Origin of the sequence: Myxococcus sp. AB036A, assembly GCF_006547355.1 — a bacterium.
Classification (GTDB): Bacteria; Myxococcota; Myxococcia; order Myxococcales; family Myxococcaceae; genus Myxococcus; species Myxococcus virescens.
Window position 1 is genome coordinate 49,643 of the sequence record NZ_VHLC01000010.1, and the last position, 18,876, is coordinate 68,518.

The 18,876-nt window shown below is 71.2% G+C and carries 3 protein-coding genes; 1 reads left to right on the forward strand and 2 read right to left on the reverse strand.

Translation table 11 applies throughout. The features are described 5' to 3' along the window. Window positions 1-4: 4 nt before the first annotated feature. Window positions 5-16,801: a non-ribosomal peptide synthetase gene (locus FL344_RS06520; protein ID WP_141617913.1), complete on the forward strand. Its 16,797-nt coding sequence runs from the start codon at window positions 5-7 to the stop codon at window positions 16,799-16,801. On the opposite strand, the gene FL344_RS06525 is transcribed toward FL344_RS06520, so the two are convergent. Continuing rightward, window positions 16,802-17,581 carry an outer membrane lipoprotein-sorting protein gene (locus FL344_RS06525; RefSeq protein WP_228564832.1) on the reverse strand — a complete coding sequence of 260 codons (780 nt, stop codon included), beginning with the start codon at window positions 17,579-17,581 and terminating at the stop codon, window positions 16,802-16,804. It lies immediately after the preceding gene. Next, window positions 17,581-18,873, reverse strand: a complete 1,293-nt coding sequence (locus FL344_RS06530) for an ABC transporter permease (RefSeq protein WP_141590152.1) — start codon at window positions 18,871-18,873, stop codon at window positions 17,581-17,583. Before FL344_RS06530 ends, FL344_RS06525 begins: the two co-directional genes overlap by 1 nt. Between the last annotated feature and the right edge of the window lie 3 nt (window positions 18,874-18,876).

Here is an 18,876-nt window from a genome sequence, read left to right on the forward strand (position 1 = left end):
CTTCATGACCTCGCGATCCGACTCCGACTCCCTCGCCGCCGCGAAGCGCGAGCAATTGCGCAAGTTGCTGGAGCAGCGCAAGAACCCCAGCGCGGGGAGCGCCGCGCCCTCCTCGCCACAGCGGAACGTGGTGGGCCCCTCGCGCCGCCCGGCGGGGACGGCCGACGTGCTGTCGCCCGCGCAGGAGCGCATGTGGTTCCTGCACCAGCTCCGACCGGACACCGCGACCTACGTGGTGCCGTGGGCCGCGATGCTGGAGTCGCCCGTGGACGCGGGCGCGCTCGACGCGGCGCTGCGAGCCCTGCTGTCGCGCCATCCCCTGCTGCGAGCCCGCTTCCCCGCCGAGGGCGGCCGTCCCCAGGTGCGCTACCTGGACCTGCCCGAGCGCGTCCTCGACGTGGAGGATGCGACGAGCGCGAGCGAAGCCCAACTGTCGCGCAGGCTGCGCGAAGAAGCCTCCCGGCCGTTCGACCTGGAGCAGGGGCCGCTGTACCGCTTCCGGCTGCTGAACCTCTCCAGCCAGCGGCAGGTGCTGGTCCTGGTGTTCCACCACCTGGTCACCGACGGCGCGTCCATCAACGTGTTGATGCGCGAGCTGGGTGTGCTTCATGCCGCGCACGCCCGGGGTGAAGTCCCCGCGCTGACGGCGCTCCCGCTGGAGTACGCGGATGCCGCCGCCTGGCAGCACACGCCCGACGCCGCCGCGAATGAACCGGAGCTGATGGCCTTCTGGAAGCGGCAGCTCGAAGGCGCCGTGCAGGGGCTGGAGCTGCCCACCGACAAGCCTCGGCCCGTGCGGCGGTCGGACCGGGGGGCGCTGACGGAGCGCATCGCCCTCCCCTCCTCGCTCACGGGCGCGCTGCGCGCCTTCAGCCGGGAACGGCAGGTGTCGCCGTTCATGACGCTGTACGCGGCCTTCGCGGCGCTGCTGTACCGGTACTCGCGGCAGGACGACTTCTGCGTCGGCACGCCCGTCTCCGGGCGCACGCACCCGTCCCTGGAGGGGCTGGTCGGCCTGTTCGTCAACACGGTGGTGCTGCGCACGCGCGTCACCGCGGCGGATGCCTTCACCGCGCTGCTCGACCAGGTTCGCGCCACCACGCTGGATGCGCTGGGCCACCAGGCCCTTCCCTTCGAGCGGTTGGTGCAGGCCCTGGGCGTGGAGCGGAGCCTCAGCCACTCCCCGCTGTTCCAGGTGATGTTCGACCTGTACCGCGTGGAGCATTCCCTGGCGGGCGCCTTCCCGGAGGCCCGCGACCTCCCCATGGACACGGGCGCGTGCGAGTTCGACCTGCACGTCACGCTCTTCGAGAGCGCATCCGGCTTCGAGCTGTTCGCCCGCTACAGCACCGACCTCTTCGAGGCCGCCACGGTGCGGCGGATGCTGGGCCACTATCTCCAGCTCCTCACGCATGCGCTGCGCGCGCCGGACACGCGCGTGGATGCGCTGTCGCTGCTGCCTGATGCGGAGCGCGCCCGCGTGCTGGCGGATTCGAACCCGCCGCGCCGGCCCTTCCCGCTGGAAGCCGCCTTCCCCGAGCACTTCTCCGCCCAGGCCGCGCGCACGCCGAACCAGGTGGCCCTGGCGTCCTCCAGCGCTCGGTGGACCTATGCGGAGCTGGAAGCCCACACCAACCGCGCCGCGCGACAATTGGTGGCCCAGGGTGTCGGGATGGAGTCCGTGGTGGCCGTGCTCGGGCGCCGCAGCGAAGCCACCGTGCGCGCGCTGCTGTCGATTCACAAGGCGGGCGGCGCGTACCTCCCGCTGGACGCACAGCTCCCCGCGGCTCGGCTGGCCCGACTCCTGGAGGAGAGCCGCGCGCCGTTCGTGCTTCCGCTCGGCACGGACGAGGCCTTGCTGTCGGAGGTGCTCGCGGGCGTGCCCGAAGCCCGGCGGCCTCGGGTGCTGTCGCTGGAGGGGCTCGAGTCACAGAGCGCGGAGCGGCTTCCGCCGCGTGCCACGCCGGACTCGCTGGCCTACGTCCTCTTCACCTCCGGCTCCACCGGAACGCCCAAGGGCGTCATGGTGGACCACCGCGGCATGCTCAACCACCTGCTGGGCATGCGCGAGGCGCTGGGCCTGGACGGGTATGACGTCGTGGCCCAGATTGCCGCGCTCAGCTTCGACATCTCCATCTGGCAGATGTTGGGCGCGCTGCCCGGTGGCGGCACCACGTACCTCATCGAAGACGACGTGATGAGGGATCCGCCCCGGCTCGCCGACGCGCTGGAGCAGGGCCGCGCCACCGTCATGGAGATGGTGCCCTCCGTCCTCCAGGCCATCCTGGAGGGCGCTCGTCCAGAGCAGGACTTCCCGGACATGCGCTGGGTGGTGCTCGGCGGCGAGCCCGTTCCGCCCGCGCTGTGCCGGACCTGGCTGGAGCGCTGCCCGGGCTGCCGGATGGCGGACGCCTACGGCCCGACGGAGAGCTCGGACGTCGCCAGCCTCCACTTCATCAACGAGGCCCCTGAAGGCAGCTTCACCCCCATTGGCACGCCCAAGGCCAACATGGAGGTGTACGTCCTGGACGACGCCCTCCAGCCTGTTCCGGTCGGCGTCGTGGGCGAGCTGTACCTGGGCGGCCTGGGCGTGGCCCGCGGCTACGTGGGACGCGCGGACCTCACCGCCGAGCGCTTCGTTCCGCATCCCTTCAGCGCCACGCCGGGCGCGCGCCTCTACCGCTCGGGAGACCTGGGGCGCTGGTTGCCGGACGGCGTGCTCCAGTTCGTCTCTCGCGCCGACCTCCAGGTGAAGGTTCGCGGCATGCGCATCGAGCTGGGCGAGGTCGAAGCCGCCCTCGCCTCGCTCCCTGGTGTGCGCTCCGCCGCTGTCACCGTCCAGCGGCGTGGGCCCTCCGACTCCTGGCTCGCCGCCTGGGTCGTCCCCGCTTCTCCCGACACCGACGTCCACTCCCTTCAGGCCGCCCTCGCTCGTCTCCTGCCGGCCTTCATGCTTCCCTCTCGCTGGGTCCTTCGCGCCCAGCTTCCGCTCACCTCCACCGGAAAGCTCGACCGCAAGGCCCTCGCCGCGATTCCTCTCGACGACGCCCCGGCCCTCTCCGAAGGTGGGCCTCCTCGCGGCCCCCTGGAGGAGCTGCTTGCTCAGCTCTTCTGCCAGGTCCTCGGGCTCGAGCGCATCGAGCGGGAGGCCAGCTTCTTCCACCTCGGTGGCCATTCGCTCTCCGCCACCCGGCTGGTGGCCCGCGTACGCCACGCCCTGGGCGTTCAGCTCCCCCTTTCATCCCTCTTCACCTCCCCTTCCGTCGCGGGCCTCGCGCTGGAAGTCGCTTCGCTTCAGCGCTCCTCGTCCTCGCTTCCGCCTCCGACGCCTTCTGACTCGGTGCCTTCGCTCTCCCAGGCCCAGGAGCGCCTCTGGTTCATCCATCAGCTCCAGCCGGGCTCGGGCGCCTACCACATCCCCCAGGCCGTCGAGCTTCGCGGCACGGTGAGCGCCGACGCGCTGGATGCGGCGGTGCGGTGGCTGCTGGAACGCCATCCCGTGCTTCGCACCACCGTGGTGTCACAGCAGGGACAGGCGCGCGTCGAGGTGTCCTCCATTCCCGCGCGTGTGATTCAAGTGGAAGCCCTGCGCGCGGCCCCCGAGGCACTGGAGCTTCGGCTTCAGCAGGAGTCGTGGCGGCCCTTCTCGCTGGAGCAGGGACCGCTGTACCGCTTTCTGCTGCTCGACGTAGGAGAGGACCGGCACGTGCTGCTGGCCGTGTTCCATCACCTGGTGGTGGACGGCCTCTCGCTGGACATCCTGCTGCGCGAGCTGGGTGAAGCATATGCCGCCTTCCAGCAGGGTCATGCGCCCACGCTGGCCCCGGTGGTGCTGCACTACGCGGACGTGGCCAGTTGGCAGCGCTCCGAGCCTGTCCATGCGCGCGACACGGCCCAGCTCGACTACTGGAAGCAGCGGCTCTCCGGTACGCCGGAACTGCTCCAGCTGCCCACCGACAAGCCGCGCCCCGCCGTCCTCACTCACCAGGGCGCCTCCACGGGGACCCAGGCACTGCCTGCCGCGCTGACGGACACCGTGCAGCGCGCTTGCCGTGAACACGAAGCCACGCCGTTCATGGTGCTGTACGCCGCGTTCGCCGCGCTGCTGTACCGCTACTCTCAACAGGACGACTTCTGCGTCGGCACGCCCGTCTCGGGCCGCACCCACCCTTCACTCGAAGGTGTCGTGGGTCTGCTCGCCAACACCGTGCCTCTGCGCACGCAGGTGGATGCGTCCACCTCCTTCGCTTCGCTCCTTGCCCAGGTCCGCGCCACCACGCTCGATGCGCTCTCGCATCAGGACGTGCCCTTCGAGCAACTGGTCCATGCGCTCGGCGTGGAGCGCAGCCTCAGTCATGCGCCCCTGTACCAGGTGATGTTCGACCTGCACCGGGTGCAGGGTTCGCTCGCGGATGCATTCGCGGGGCTGGATGCCCGCCCGGTTCCCGTCGACATTCGCGCCAGCCCGTTCGACCTCGCGTTGAGTGTCATCGAGCAGGCAGGGAGCTTCGAGCTCTTCCTCCGCTACAGCGGCGAGCTGTTCGAGCCGGAGACCGCTCGACGGATGATGGAGCACTATCAGCGTCTACTCACCCAGGCGCTGGCCGAACCGCATCTGCCGCTGTCGCGGCTGTCCTTGCTGTCGTCCGACGAGCAGGCGCTGGTGCTTCGCCACGCCCGTCCCGCGCCGCTGGCTTTCGACCTGGACACCTGCCTGCCTGAGCGCATCAGCGCCCATGCACGCAACACGCCCGAACGGCTGGCGCTTGCCTCCGCCGACGCGCAGTGGACCTACGCGCAACTGGAGGCTCTGAGTCTTCGCGCCGCGCGCACGCTGCGCGCCCAGGGCGTTGGGCATGAATCCGTGGTGGCTGTCCTCGGCCGCCGCTCCGAGGCCACCGTTCGCGCGCTGCTGTCGCTGCACAAGGCCGGTGCCGCCTACCTCCCGCTGGACGCGCAACTGCCCGCGGCGCGCCTCGCACGGCTGCTGCTGGAGAGCCGCGCGCCCTTCGTCCTTCCCCTGGGCCCTGTCGAGGCGCTGCTCACCGAGGTGCTCGCGGAGATACCGCCCGAGCATCGGCCGCGCGTGCTGACGCTCCAGAACCTGGACGCCGAGCCTGACGCGCCGCTGCCTTCCTTCACGACGCCGGACTCGCTGGCCTACGTCCTCTTCACCTCCGGCTCCACCGGCACGCCCAAGGGCGTCATGGTGGACCACCGCGGCATGCTCAACCACCTGCTGGGCATGCAGCACTCGCTGCAACTTGGCGCGTCCGACGTGCTCGCGCAGACGGCGCCGCTCTCCTTTGACATCTCCATCTGGCAGATGTTGGGAGCGCTGGCCGCCGGAGGGACGACCTACGTCGTGGATGACGACGTGGTGCGTGAGCCCGCCCGGCTCATCGCGGCCTTGCAACAAGCGGGGGCGACCACCGTGGAGCTGGTGCCCTCGCTGCTCCAGGCCCTGCTGGAGGAGCCTGGAGAGGCGCCGCTGCCCGCCCTTCGCCAGATGCTCACCATTGGCGAAGCCCTTCCGCCTTCGACCTGCCGTGCGTGGTTCGAGCGCCACCCCGGCCTGCCACTGGTCAACGCCTACGGTCCCGCCGAGTGCGCGGACACCGCCACCCTCTGGCGCATGCACGCACCGCCCGCGAGCGCCAGCACGCCCATCGGCACGCCCAAGGCCAACATGGAGGTGTACGTCCTGGACGACGCGCTCCAGCCGCTGCCTCCGGGTGTTCCGGGTGAGCTCTACATCGGCGGTACGGGCGTCGGTCGCGGCTACGTGGGACGCGCGGACCTCACCGCCGAGCGCTTCATCCCGCATCCCTTCAGCACCATGCCGGGCGCCCGCCTCTACCGGACGGGAGACCGGGGCCGCTGGAATGCCGACGGAACACTGGGCTTCCTGGGCCGCGTCGACTTCCAGGTGAAGGTGCGCGGCATGCGCATCGAGCTGGGCGAGGTCGAAGCCGCTCTCGCCTCGCTCCCTGGTGTGCGCTCCGCCGCCGTCACCGTCCAGCGGCGTGGGCCCTCCGACTCCTGGCTCGCCGCCTGGGTCGTCCCCGCTTCTCCCGACACCGACGTCCACTCTCTTCAGGCCGCCCTCGCTCGTCTCCTCCCGGCCTTCATGCTCCCCTCTCGCTGGGTCCTTCGGGCCCAGCTTCCGCTCACCTCCACCGGCAAGCTCGACCGCAAGGCCCTCGCCGCGATTCCTCTCGACGACGCCCCGGCCCTCTCCGAAGGTGGGCCTCCTCGCGGGCCCATGGAGGAGCTGCTTGCTCAGCTCTTCTGCCAGGTCCTCGGCCTCGAGCGCATCGAGCGGGAGGCCAGCTTCTTCCACCTCGGTGGCCATTCGCTCTCCGCCACCCGGCTGGTGGCCCGCGTCCGCCACGCCCTGGGCGTCCAGCTTCCCCTCTCCTCCCTCTTCACCTCCCCTTCTGTCGCGGGCCTCGCGCTGGAAGTCGCTTCGCTTCAGCGCGACGCCTCCTCGCTTCCTCCTCCGACGCCTTCTGACTCGGCGCCTTCGCTCTCCCAGGCTCAGGAGCGCCTCTGGTTCATCCATCAGCTCCAGCCGGACTCCGGAGCGCATGTCGTCGGACAGGCCGCGGAGTGGACGGGCTCGGTGGACGTGGCCGCGCTGGATGCGGCGGCGCGGTGGCTGCTGGAGCGCCATCCGGTGCTGCGCACCACCGTGTCCTCACGACAGGGTCAGCCGCAGGCGAGCGTGTCTCCGGTCCCCGCCAGCGTGCTCCAGGTGGAGCCCCTGGCGCCGGGTGCGGACGCCCAGGCCCGTCAGGCGCGGCGCCTGACGGAAGAAGGCAATCGGCCGTTCGATGTGGAGCACGGCCCGCTGTATCGATTCCTGCTGCTCGAAGCCGAGCAAGCGCGGCATGTGCTGGTCGTCGTGTTCCACCATCTGGTGAGCGACGCGCTGTCCGCGGGCCTGCTCATGCGCGAACTGGGCGAGGCGTATGCCGCCTTCCAGCAGGGCCATGCGCCCACGCTGGCCCCGGTGGCGCTGCACTACGCGGACGTGGCCAGTTGGCAGCGCTCCGAGCCTGTCCGCGCTCGCGACACGGCTCAGCTCGACTACTGGAAGCAGCGGCTCTCCGATGCGCCGGAGCTGCTTCAGCTTCCCACCGACAAGCCGCGTCCCGCCGTCCTCACGCACCGGGGCGACAACACCGGCTACCACCCGCTGCCGCCGTCTCTCTCCGAGAGCCTGCGAGCGTTGTGCCGGCAACAGCAGGTCACGCCGTTCATGGTGCTGTACGCCGCGTTCGCCGCGCTGCTGTACCGGTACTCCCAGCAGGACGAATTCTGCGTCGGCACGCCCGTCTCCGGCCGCACCCATCCTTCCCTCGAAGGCGTCGTGGGTCTGCTCGCCAACACCGTGCCTCTGCGCACGCAGGTGGATGCGTCCACCTCCTTCGCCTCGCTCCTTGCCCAGGTCCGCGCCACCACGCTGGACGCGCTCTCTCATCAGGACGTGCCCTTCGAGCAACTGGTGCGCGCCGTGGGCGTGGAGCGCAGCCCGGGGCACGCGCCGCTCGTGCAGGTGATGTTCGACCTGCACCGCACCGAGCTGTCCGCCGCCAGTGGCTTCCATGCCCTGGGTGCACGGCGCGTCCCCATCGAGACGTGGACGTGCGAGGTCGACCTCTTCCTCACCGCCATCGAGGTGGGCGAGGGCTTCGAGGTCTACTTCCAGTACAGCACCGACCTGTTCGAGCCCGGCACCGTGGAGCGGCTGCGCAACCACTACGTGCAGCTCCTGGCCCACGCGGTGGCCGCGCCTCGCACGTCCGTGGGTGAGTTGTCCCTGCTCTCCGCCACGGAACGCGAGCAGGTGCTCCAAGGCTTCAACGCCACCGAGCGTCCCTTCGACTCGGAGGGGACCATCGTGTCCCTCATCGAGGCCCAGGTGGCTCGCACGCCGGACGCGCCAGCAGTGGTGGCGCCGGAAGGTACGCTCACGTTCCGAGAGCTGTACACCCGGGCGTCGAGGCTCGCGGCACACCTGACCGCCGCGGGCGCGGGGCCCGAAGCCGTGGTGGGCCTGTGCCTGGAGCGCTCGCTGGACGCAGTGGTGTCCCTGGTCGCCATCTTCATCAGTGGCGCGGGCTGCCTCCCCCTGGAGGCGTCGCATCCACCGGCTCGCCGCGCGGCGCTGCTGCGCCAGGCCCGTGCACGGCTCGTTGTCAGCCGCCCGGGACTCTTCGCGGGCGTGGAGCCTGGGGTTCCCCTCGTGTCGCCCGACGTGCGTGGAGACGTGGTGGCCGTCCCCCGCCCCCCGCGCGCCGAGCACCTCGCCTATCTGCTCTACACGTCCGGCTCCACTGGCGAGCCCAAGGGCGTGGAGCTCACCCACCGCAACGTCGTCCACTGCTTCGCGGCGTTCGACATGTACTACGCCACACAGCCGGGAGACTGCTGGGCGTCGTCGGGAAGCCTGTCCTTCGACATCCATCTGGAGGAGCTGCTCTTCAGCATCACCCGTGGCGCGCGCACCGTGTTGCGCGAAGTGGGCCCCCTGGGGCTGGGCCGCGACATCCTCGGCCACGGCATCACCCATGTCGTCATCACGCCGTCCTCGCTGGCCACCGCGCTGGAGGAGCCCGGTGCGGCGGAGGCGTTCCGCTCGCTCAAGGTGCTCGTGACTGGCGGCGAGGTGCTGCCAGACCCATTGGTGCGGCAGCTCGCGCTCACCGACACGCGGCTGGTCAACACCTATGGCCCCACGGAGACGAGCATCAACGTCGCGGCGGAAATCACGCTGCCCGACCGTCCCGTGCGCCTGGGCCGTCCGCTGGACCGGTGCCGGCTGTACGTCCTGGATGCGAACGGCGCTCCGGTGCCGCCGGGAGTCCCCGGCGAGCTCTACATCGGCGGTACCTGCCTGGGCCGTGGCTACCGCGACCGGCCGGACCTCACCGCCGAGCGCTTCATCCCAGACGCCTTCTCCGGCAGGGAGGGTGGCCGCCTGTACCGCACGGGTGACCGGGTGCGGTGGAACGGTGATGGCTCGCTCGGCTTCCTGGGGCGCACCGACTTCCAGGTGAAGGTGCGCGGCGTCCGCGTGGAGCTGGAGGAAGTGGAGGCCGCCCTCCTGCGCCAGCCCGGTGTGAGGCAGGCATCGGTGGTGGTGCGCGGCACTCAGCGAGATGCACGCCTGGAGGCGTTCCTCGTTCTGGAAGGCACGGCTGCCGGCGTCGAGTCCCGGCTCCGCGAAGGACTGTCGCGCGCGCTGCCCGAGGCCCTGGTGCCCTCGCGCTTCACGGTGCTGACCGCCCTGCCGATGACGACCAGCGGCAAGGTGGACCGCAAGGCACTGGCGGCCCTGCCCATCCCGGACATCGAGCCGGAGGCCGCGCCCGAAGCGCGTCCCCGTGGCGCCGTCGAGGAGCTGCTCGCCCTGCTGTTCTGCCAGGTGCTGGGCCTGCCGCAGGTGCGGCGCGAGGACGACTTCTTCCACATCGGAGGTCACTCGCTGGCCGCCACGCGGCTGGTGGCGCGAGTGCGACAGGCGTTCGACGTGGAGTTCCCACTCCAGGCGTTCTTCACCGAGCCCACCGTCGCGGGCCTCGCGCGCGAGTTGGAGACGCGGCGTGACGGCGCGGCCCCGCTCCCCGCGCCCGTGCCGCGTCCAGCGAACGCCGCGTTGGCCCTGTCTCCCACGCAGGAGCGGCTGTGGTTCGTGCAGCAGCTCCATCCGGGCACCAGCGCCTATCACCTCGCGGAGGCGGTGGAGCTGGACGGTCCTCTGGACGCGGCGGCGATGGAAGACGCCTTGCGCTGGCTGGTGACGAGGCATCCGGTGCTGCGGCTCGCCGTTCCGGCGCGCGACGGCCTTCCGACGCCCGTGCTGTGCCCCGTGCCTCCGCGCGTCCTGGAGGTGGAAGAAGCGCCGTCCGCGGCGCAGTGGGCCCGGGACGCGGTTCACGCATCCTTCGACCTGGCGCGCGGCCCGCTCTATCGTTTCCGGCTGCTGCGCACGGCGCCGGAGCAGCACGTCCTGCTGCTCGCCTTCCATCACCTCGTGGTGGACGGGCTGTCGCTGGACGTCCTGGTGCGCGAGCTGGGCGAAGCCTACGCGGCGTTCCATCAACGCCGCACGCCCACGCTGCCGACGCCCCGGCTGGAGCATGCGGACATCGCCGCGTGGCTGCGCACCCCTCCTGCCCGGGAACGGGACGAGGCCCAGCTCACCTACTGGAAGCAGAAGCTCGAAGGCGTGCCCGGCCTGCTGCGGCTCACCCCGGACAAGCCTCGGCCCGCATCGCCACTGCTCACGGGCGCCATCACCCAGGGCCACGCCCTGCCTGCCGACACGGTGCGCGCGCTCCAGTCCTTCTGCCGCGAGCACCAGGCAACGCCGTACATGGTGCTGCTGTCCGCGTTCTCGGCGCTGCTCCACCGCTACTCCGGCCAGGAGGACTTCTGCGTCGGCACGCCTGTCTCCGGGCGCACGCATCCAGCGCTGGAGGGTGTGGTCGGGCTGATGCTCAACACCGTGGCGCTGCGCACGCCCGTGGCGCCGGATGCGTCCTTCACCTCGCTGGTGGCCGGCGTGCGCGCCACCACGCTGGAAGCGCTGGCGCACCAGGACGTCCCGCTGGACCGGGTCGTCCAGGCATTGGGCGTGGAGCGCTCCGCCGGGCACTCGCCGCTGTTCCAGGTGATGTTCGACCTGGTGCGCGCGGACCGCACGCTGGCGGACGCCTTCCCGAACCTGCGCGCCCGGCCGCTCCAGCCGGAGCTGCTCACCAGTCCGTTCGACCTGTCGCTGTGGGTCGCTGAATCCCCCACCGGCTACACCCTGGCGCTGCGCTACGGCACCGAGCTCTTCGAGCCCACCACCGCACAGCGACTCATGGGACATTACGTCCGGCTGCTCCAGCACGCGCTGGAAGCGCCGGACACCGCGGTGTCCGCGCTGGAGCTGCTGCCCTCGAGTGAGCGAGAGCACCTGCTCCGGACGTGGAACGACACTGGCGCGGACTTCCCGCGCGAGCACACCGTCCACGCGCTGTTCGAGGCCCAGGCCGCGCGCGCGCCGGATGCCCCCGCCGTCCTGCACGACGGGGACGTGATGACCTACGGCCAGTTGGATGCACGTGCCAACCAGCTCGCGCGGTACCTGCGACGGATGGGCGTCCGGAGCCAGACGCTGGTGGGCCTGTGCCTCCGCCGTTCCGTGGACATGGTCGTGGCGGTACTCGGCGTGCTGAAGGCGGGAGGCGCCTATGTCCCGATGGATGCGTCCCAGCCTCCCGCCCGGCTGAGCTTCCTGCTGGAGGATACCGGCGCGCCCGTGCTCGTCACCGAGGACGCGGTGGCGGACACGCTGCCCGTCTCGCAGGCGCTCGTGCTGTGCCTGGATTCCGAATGGGAGCACAGCGCCGGGAGTGAGTCGGACGCGCCGCTCGAATCCGTCTCTTCGGCGGAGGACCTCGCCTACCTCATCTACACCTCCGGCAGCACCGGGCGCCCCAAGGGCGTCATGGTGGAGCACCGGGGCGTGGTGAACTACCTGCACTGGGCCCGGAAGGCGTATGCCGTCGACGACGGCGTGGGCACCCCCGTTCATTCCTCACTGGCCTTCGACCTCACTGTCACCAGCCTGCTGCTGCCGCTCACCGCGGGCAGGCCCGTGACGCTCGTTCCGGAAGAGGACGGCGTGGAAGGCCTGGCCACCGCGCTCCGCACGAGCGCGGACTTCAGCCTGGTGAAGCTGACGCCTGCCCACTTGCAGATGCTGGCCGCACAGCTTCCGCCCGAGGCGCGCGCGGGCCATACCCGCGCCTTCGTCATCGGTGGCGAGGCGCTCACCTCCGCCACCGTGGAGCCCTGGCGGCAGCACGCACCGGGCACGCGGCTCATCAACGAGTACGGCCCCACGGAGACGGTGGTGGGCTGCTGCGTCCACACCGTGGAGGCAGACACGCCGGTGGAAGGCGCGGTGCCCATTGGCCGTCCCATCGCCAACACGCAACTCTATGTCCTGGACGCCACCCTCCGGCCGGTGCCGGCGGGTGTCCCTGGCGAGCTCTACATCGGAGGTGCAGGCGTCGCGCGTGGGTATTGGCGCAGGCCCGAGCTCAGCGCCGAGCGCTTCGTGCCGGACCCGTTCTCCTCCGCTCCAGGCGCGCGGATGTACCGCACCGGCGACCGCGTGCGTCTGCGGCCGTCGGACGTACTGGAGTACCTGGGCCGCGTGGACTTCCAGGTGAAGGTGCGTGGCCACCGCGTGGAGCCGGGCGAGGTGGAAGCCGCGCTCATCGAGCTGCCGGGTGTCGCTGCCGCGGTGGTGGTCCTCCGTGAGGACGGCACCACGGGCCCCCGGCTGGTGGGCTACGTCACCGGCCACGACGCTGTTCCGGAGACGGAGCCCCTGCGCTCCGCGCTGGCACAGCGGCTGCCCGCGCACATGGTGCCCTCCGCGCTCGTCGCGCTGGCTCGGCTTCCACTGACGGTCAACGGCAAGGTGGACCGGGAAGCACTGCCCGCGCCGGAAGCCCCCGCGGCTTCGGACGAGGACTTCGTTTCGCCGTCCACGCCCACCGAGCACGCCCTGGCTCAGCTCTGGGAGGAGCTGCTAGGCGTGCAGCGCGTGGGTGCCCGGGACGACTTCTTCGAACTCGGAGGCCACTCGCTGTTGTCCGTCCAGCTCGCCTCGCGTGTCCGGGAGCGGTTGGGCGTCGAGCTGCCCGTGGCCACGCTGTTCGCCACGCCCACGCTGGCGGCGCTCGCGGCCCGTATCGATGCGTCCCCCAAGGTCTCGGAGCGTGTGGAGTCCATGCCCCAGGCGCGGCCGGAGCGCATCCCCGCGTCGCTGGTGCAGGAGCGCCTCTGGTACGCGATGCAGCTCCCGGAGGCGCCGCCCTTCGTCGTCGTCGCCGCGCTGGTGCTCGACGGCGCGCTGGACGTCGCGTGTCTGGAGACCGCCCTGGAGGCCGTGCTGGAGCGCAACGCCACGCTGCGCACCACCTTCCGACTGGAGCACGGAGCCGTCTTCACCCAGGAGCATCCCGTCACCCGGCCGGTGCTCGTCCAGACAGACCTGTCCCACCTGTCCGCCGCCGAGGCCCTGGACGCCGCGCGCGCTATCGCCACCCGGCATGACCGCGAGCCCTTCGCCGTGGACCAGGGCCCGCTGTACCGCTTCGAGCTGGCACGGCTGGACACCCGTGGCACGCGCCATGTGCTCGTCGCGTCCATGAGCCATCTGGTCAACGACGGCATCGGAATGGGGGCCTTCCTGGAGGAGCTCGCCCAGGCCTGGGCCGGAGCCACGCCGCTGCTGCCTCCGACAGCGCGGACGTATGCGGACTTCGCGATCTGGCAGCGGAGCCCCGCGCACCTGCTCGAGGTGGACGCCGCCGTGGCCTCCTGGAAGACCGCGCTGGCGCACGCGCCGTCCGTCCTCGACCTGCCGCTGGACTTCCCTCGCCGCGCGCCCGCGCTGAACGCGAACATGCGGCCGGAGCCCCTGTCCCTCGACTCCGAGGCGATGTCGGCGCTCCACGCGCTGGCCCGGCGCGAGGGCGTGTCTCCCTTCACCGCGGTGCTCGCGTTGATGCAACTGTGGCTGCACCGCCTCAGCTCGCAGCCGCACGTCGTCGTCGCGTCACCCTTCTCGGGCCGCGTGATACCGGGCGCCGAGCGGCAGGTGGGCTACTTCGCCAACGTGCTGCCGCTGTGCACCGAGGTGGCCGGCACGCCGTCCTTCCGCGCGCTCCTGCGCCGCGCCTGGGACGTGGTGGGGCACGCCACGGCGAACCAGGAGGTCCCCTTCAAGCGCATCGCGGACGCGGTGCAGCCGGATGCGCCTCGCACCGCGCCGCCGCTGGCCCAGGCCCTGCTGCTGCTGGACAGCCCCGCGTCCCTGTCCTTCAACGGACTGGGTACCACGTACCTGGACGGCGAGAGCATCTTCCCCGCCTATGACGTGGTGCTGCACCTCATCGAACGGCCCGAGGGCGGGACGCTGGGCTTCCTCGCCACCGACAGCGCCCTCTTCACCTCCGCCACGGCACAGCGCATGGCCCGCGCCTTCGAGCAACTGCTCACCGAGGCCGTGCGCGCACCGGACGCGCCTCTGGCCCGGCTGCCCCTGCTGTCCTCGCAGCAGCGCGCGCAGGTGCTGGCCACGTTGGATGGTGGCCCGCAGGACATTCCAGAGGGCGCCTGCATCCACATGCTCTTCGAGGCGCAAGTGCGCCGCTCGCCACAGGCCCCCGCCGTGGCCCATGGCGATTCGACGTGGAGCTACGCGGAGCTCAACGCCCGCGCCAACGCGCTGGCTGCGCGCCTGCTCTCCCGGGGCATGCAGCCCGAGGAGCGCGTGGGCGTGGTGATGGAGCCCTCCAACCAGGGCATGGCCGCGCTGCTGGGCATCCTCAAGGCAGGCGGCGCCTACGTCCCGCTGGATGCCGGGTGGCCGGAGCCTCGCAAGCGCTCGGTGCTGACGCGCTCAGGGGTGCAGCGGCTGTGGGTGGATGCGGAAGCGCTGGAGGCACACGCGGGCCTGGTGCCCGACGTGGAGGTGCCGCCCCAGCCCGCGCACATCGCCGACGACCTGGAGCCCGGTCCCCGGCACGTCGCGGCCTCGCAAGTGGCGTACATCGTCTTCACGTCCGGCTCCACCGGCGAGCCCAAGGGCGTCATGGTGGAGCACCGCAGCGTGGTGAACCACAACGTCGCCCTGGCCGCGCGCTTCGGCTTGCGCCCGGGCGACAGGATGCTCCAGTTCGCGCCGCTCAGCTTCGACGCGGCGGCGGAGGACCTCTACCCGCCGCTCGTGGTGGGCGCCACGGTGGTGATGCGCAGCGGACTGGTGCCCGCGCACGTCATGACGCCGTACCTGGAGGAGACGGACATCACCCTCATCAGTCTGCCCCCCACGTACATCGAGGAGTGGATTCGCCAGATGGAGTCCCACGGCCAGCGAGTACCCGCGCGGCTGCGCCTGCTCGCGCCCGGTGGCGACGTGCTCAAGCGCGAGACGTATGAAGCCTGGGTGCGCGTGGGCGGTGGCCATGCACCGTGGCTCAACGTCTACGGCCCCACCGAGTGCACGATTACCTCCGCCACCTGTGACATCCCGGGCGCCGAGGGACTGGGCACCGACGCCACCTTCCCCATCGGCCGGCCCATCTCTCGCGTGCGCATCCACCTGCTCGACGAGCACCTGGAGCCGGTGCTGCCAGGGCTGCCCGGACGCGTGTACATCGGCGGCGCGGCGCCGGCTCGGGGCTACCTGGGCGCTCCGGACATGACGGCCGAGCGCTTCATCCCCGACCCCTTCGCCACCGAGCCCGGCGCGCGCATGTACCACACGGGTGACCTGGCCCGGATGCTGCCGGACGGGCGGCTGCGCTTCCTCGGCCGCGCGGACCATCAAATCAAGATTCGAGGCTTCCGCGTCGAGCTGGCCGAAATCGAGGCCTGCTTGCGTCAGTTCCCAGGCGTCGAGGAAGCCGTGGTGCTGGCGCGCGCCGGCGGCTCCGGACAGACGCAGCTCCAGGCCTTCCTCCAGGCACCGCCCCAGCAGGTGCGCGCGGACGCGCTGCGTGAGCACGTCGCGGCGCGGCTGCCGTCGTACATGGTGCCCGCGGCCCTCGTCGTCCTGGAGGCGCTGCCCATCAACGCCAACGGCAAGGTGGACCGGCAGGCGCTGCCGGACCTGTCCGCGCAGCCCGCCGTGGCGCCCGCGCAGGAGACTCCGGGCGAACACCTGGAAACACCCTTCCGCACCACGCTGGAGATGGCGATGGAGCGGCTGTGGCGCGAGGTGCTGGGACGCACGGACGTCAGCGCGGGTGATGACTTCTTCCAGGTGGGCGGCGACTCCATCCTCGCGATGCGGCTGCTGAGCCGGCTGGAGGAGGAGCTGGGCGTCCCCGTCCCCCTGGCCACGCTCTTCCAGTACCCGGTGTTCCGTGAGACGGCCGATGCCGTGCATGAGCTGCTGGCCGAGGGCCCTCCCCGCTCCAGCGTGGTGTCCCTGTCCGGCAAGCAGACGCCGAAGTCCGCGCCGCCCTTCTTCGTGTTCCACCCCGCCGACGGCGAGCTGCACTACTACCGGAACCTCACCCCGCTGCTGGAGCCCGGCCTGCGGTGCTACGGCGTCCAGGCCCCCGAGACGCAGTCGAAGCACGGCCACGCCACCTTCGACGCGCGCATCGAGGCTTACGTGCGGGACATCCAAGCGGTGCAGCCACACGGCCCCTACCGCTTCGCGGGCTACTCGTTCGGCGGCTACCCGGCGCTGGGCGTCGCGGCGGCGCTGGAGGCGCAGGGCGAAACCGTGGAGCTGCTGGCCCTGGTGGATGCCCTGCCCGCAGTGGAAGGGCCTCAGGGCTCGGCGGAGGACCCGGTGCGCTCCATGGCGGAAGAGTTCGGCGTCCTGGACGCCGCGCTGGAGGCAGAGCTCGCCCCGCTGGACGACGCCGCGCGCTGGGAGCGGGTGACGGCGCTGGGCCGTGAGCTGGGCATGCTGGCCCCCCACTCGCGCGCCGCCGACCTGCGCCGCATCTGGCACGTGCTGGGCGAGGTGCTGGTGCCGCAGGTGGTGGGCTGGAAGGTGCCGTCCGTGCGCGCCCGGGTGCAGCTCTTCACGAGCGCACCGTCACGGGCCCTGCACGGGGACACGCTGGGCTGGGAGCGGCACCTGACGCGCGAGCAGCTCGACGTGGTGCCACTGACCAGCTCCCACTTCGGCACGCTCCAGCAGCCCTGTGTCCAGGAGCTGGCGAACCACCTCCTGGAGGTGCTGAAGCGGCAGGGAGGCTAATCAGCGCAGGCGGCTCTCCAGCCACGCCTTGGTGAAGATGTTGGCGTCCAGCGGCGCCAACACCACCTCGTCGTAGCGGACCACCATCTGCGTGCCTTCCTGCTCCTCCGTCTCCAGCACTTCCTTGTAGTGGAGGACATGCTTGCCGGAGAGCGGGTCCTTGATGCGCTGGTAGCTGCGCACGATGTCGGTGCGCAGCGTGCGGCCGGACGCGGTGTAGCCCACCTTCTTGACGATGTTGTTCTGCGGGTCCACCCAGATGCGCATCAGCGGGAACGTCACCTGGTCGTTCTTCGCCGTCAGCAGCAGCTTGCGGTACGCCACGCCGTTGACGGTGTCATCGCCCTCGTCCTTGCCGGCGTAGTCCTCGGCCAGCCGCGAACGGTCGAAGTCCGCCTCGCAGGTGAAGGTGTTGAGCAGGTTGGTGCGCTGGGTGTTGCGCCGCCACGAGCCCGTCGTCGCCTCGTAGTCCCACAGGTTGCGGCCGATGCGCAGCGTCCCCATGCCCGCGAGGTGCCGCGGCTTGGTGGAGAGGAAGAGCAAGTCGTTGTCGGCCTCGCGCCGGTAGACGTGGACCTCCATGGCCCGCTTGGCGCCGTCCTTGCGCGTCTCATAGAGGCGGATGACGCCCTTGTAGTCGCTGGTGAAGGACATCTTCTCGTCGATGTGGCGCAGCAAGGCATCGGGCGCCAGCTTGGGCTGGGCCTCCGCGAACGCCACCGCCGGAAGCAGCAGGGTCCAGCCAAGCAACAGGACGGACAGCGGGCGTCGTGCGTTCATCACAAGGACTCCATGGCGGAACGAGGAGGAAGCGAAGCGGCCCGGAAAGCCGGGACGATGGAAGCCAGGCCCGCGCCCAGCGTCACCAGGAACACCGCGGTCACCACGTGCCCCAGGGTGGGCGCCAGCGGCAGCGTGCCGCTGAAGAACAAGGTGGAGAGCGCGTCCGGCACTGGCAGCACGTCGCGCAGGAGCACCCCCAGACCCGCCGCCATGCCAGCGCCCACGAGCGAGGCCGCCCACCCCACCAGCAGCCCCTCCAGCATGAAGGCGGCCACCAGCGAGCGCCGCTGCATACCCATGGCTCGCAGCGTTCCAATCTCCCGCGTGCGCTCGCGGACCGACACGTTGAGCGAGACGAAGAGCCCCACCACCACGACGCCGAACACCACCGCGCCGACCAGCACCAGCAGCAGCCCCAGGCCCTGGCCCACGAAGTCGAGGAAGGCCGCCTCGTCCTCCCAGGTGCTCACGTCCAGCTTCTGGCCCGCCCAGCCCTCGCGCAGCAGGGGCCCCAGCTTGTCGCCGTAGGCCTCGTGCGCGGGCGGCAGCACCTCGTAGCCGGCCTTCTGGAGCGCGCCACGCAGCGTCCCCGCCAGGGGCTCCAGCTCCGTGCCATCGCCGCAGAGGAGCTGAATCACGCTGGCCGAGTCCGGACGGAAGCCATACAGCTCACGCAGCATCGTGTTGGACACCAGCAACCCCGCGGACTCGCCCAGGACACCCGCGCGCTCCAGCAGGGCCACCACCTCCACGTCCACCGCGTTGCGCTTGCCGCCCGGCATCTGCACGAAGAGCGTGGCCAGCTCGCCCACCTCCACCTGGAGCCGCTCCGCCAGCGACGTGGACAGCGCCACCGTGCGTGGCTGCGCGAGGGCTTCCAGCGAACCGGTGCGCACCCGGAAGCCCGCGTTGCCCTCCGCCGCGACGTCCAGGCTCATCAGGTACGAGCGCACCCGGTGCCGCCCAGCGCCCGCGGTGGCCGAGCCCCGGCCCCGCTCGCGCACCTGGCACTCCGCGGGCACGTGCGGCTGGAGGACGGAGCGGACCCGCGAGGTGTCACCCACCACGGGGAAGATGGAGTCAGGATGCTCCTTGAAGTAGCCCCCGACGTTGAGGTCGCCCGCGAGGAAAGTCCGTACCGCCTCGCGCTGCGCCCGGGCGACGCCCGCGCTCACGGACATCACGCCCACCAGCACGGCGCTGGCGCCCGCGAGCACGATGAGCAGCAACAGCCCCCGCTCGCGGTGGGCCAGGAGGTTTCGGAAGGCAATCTGGAGAAGTGCGCGCATCGG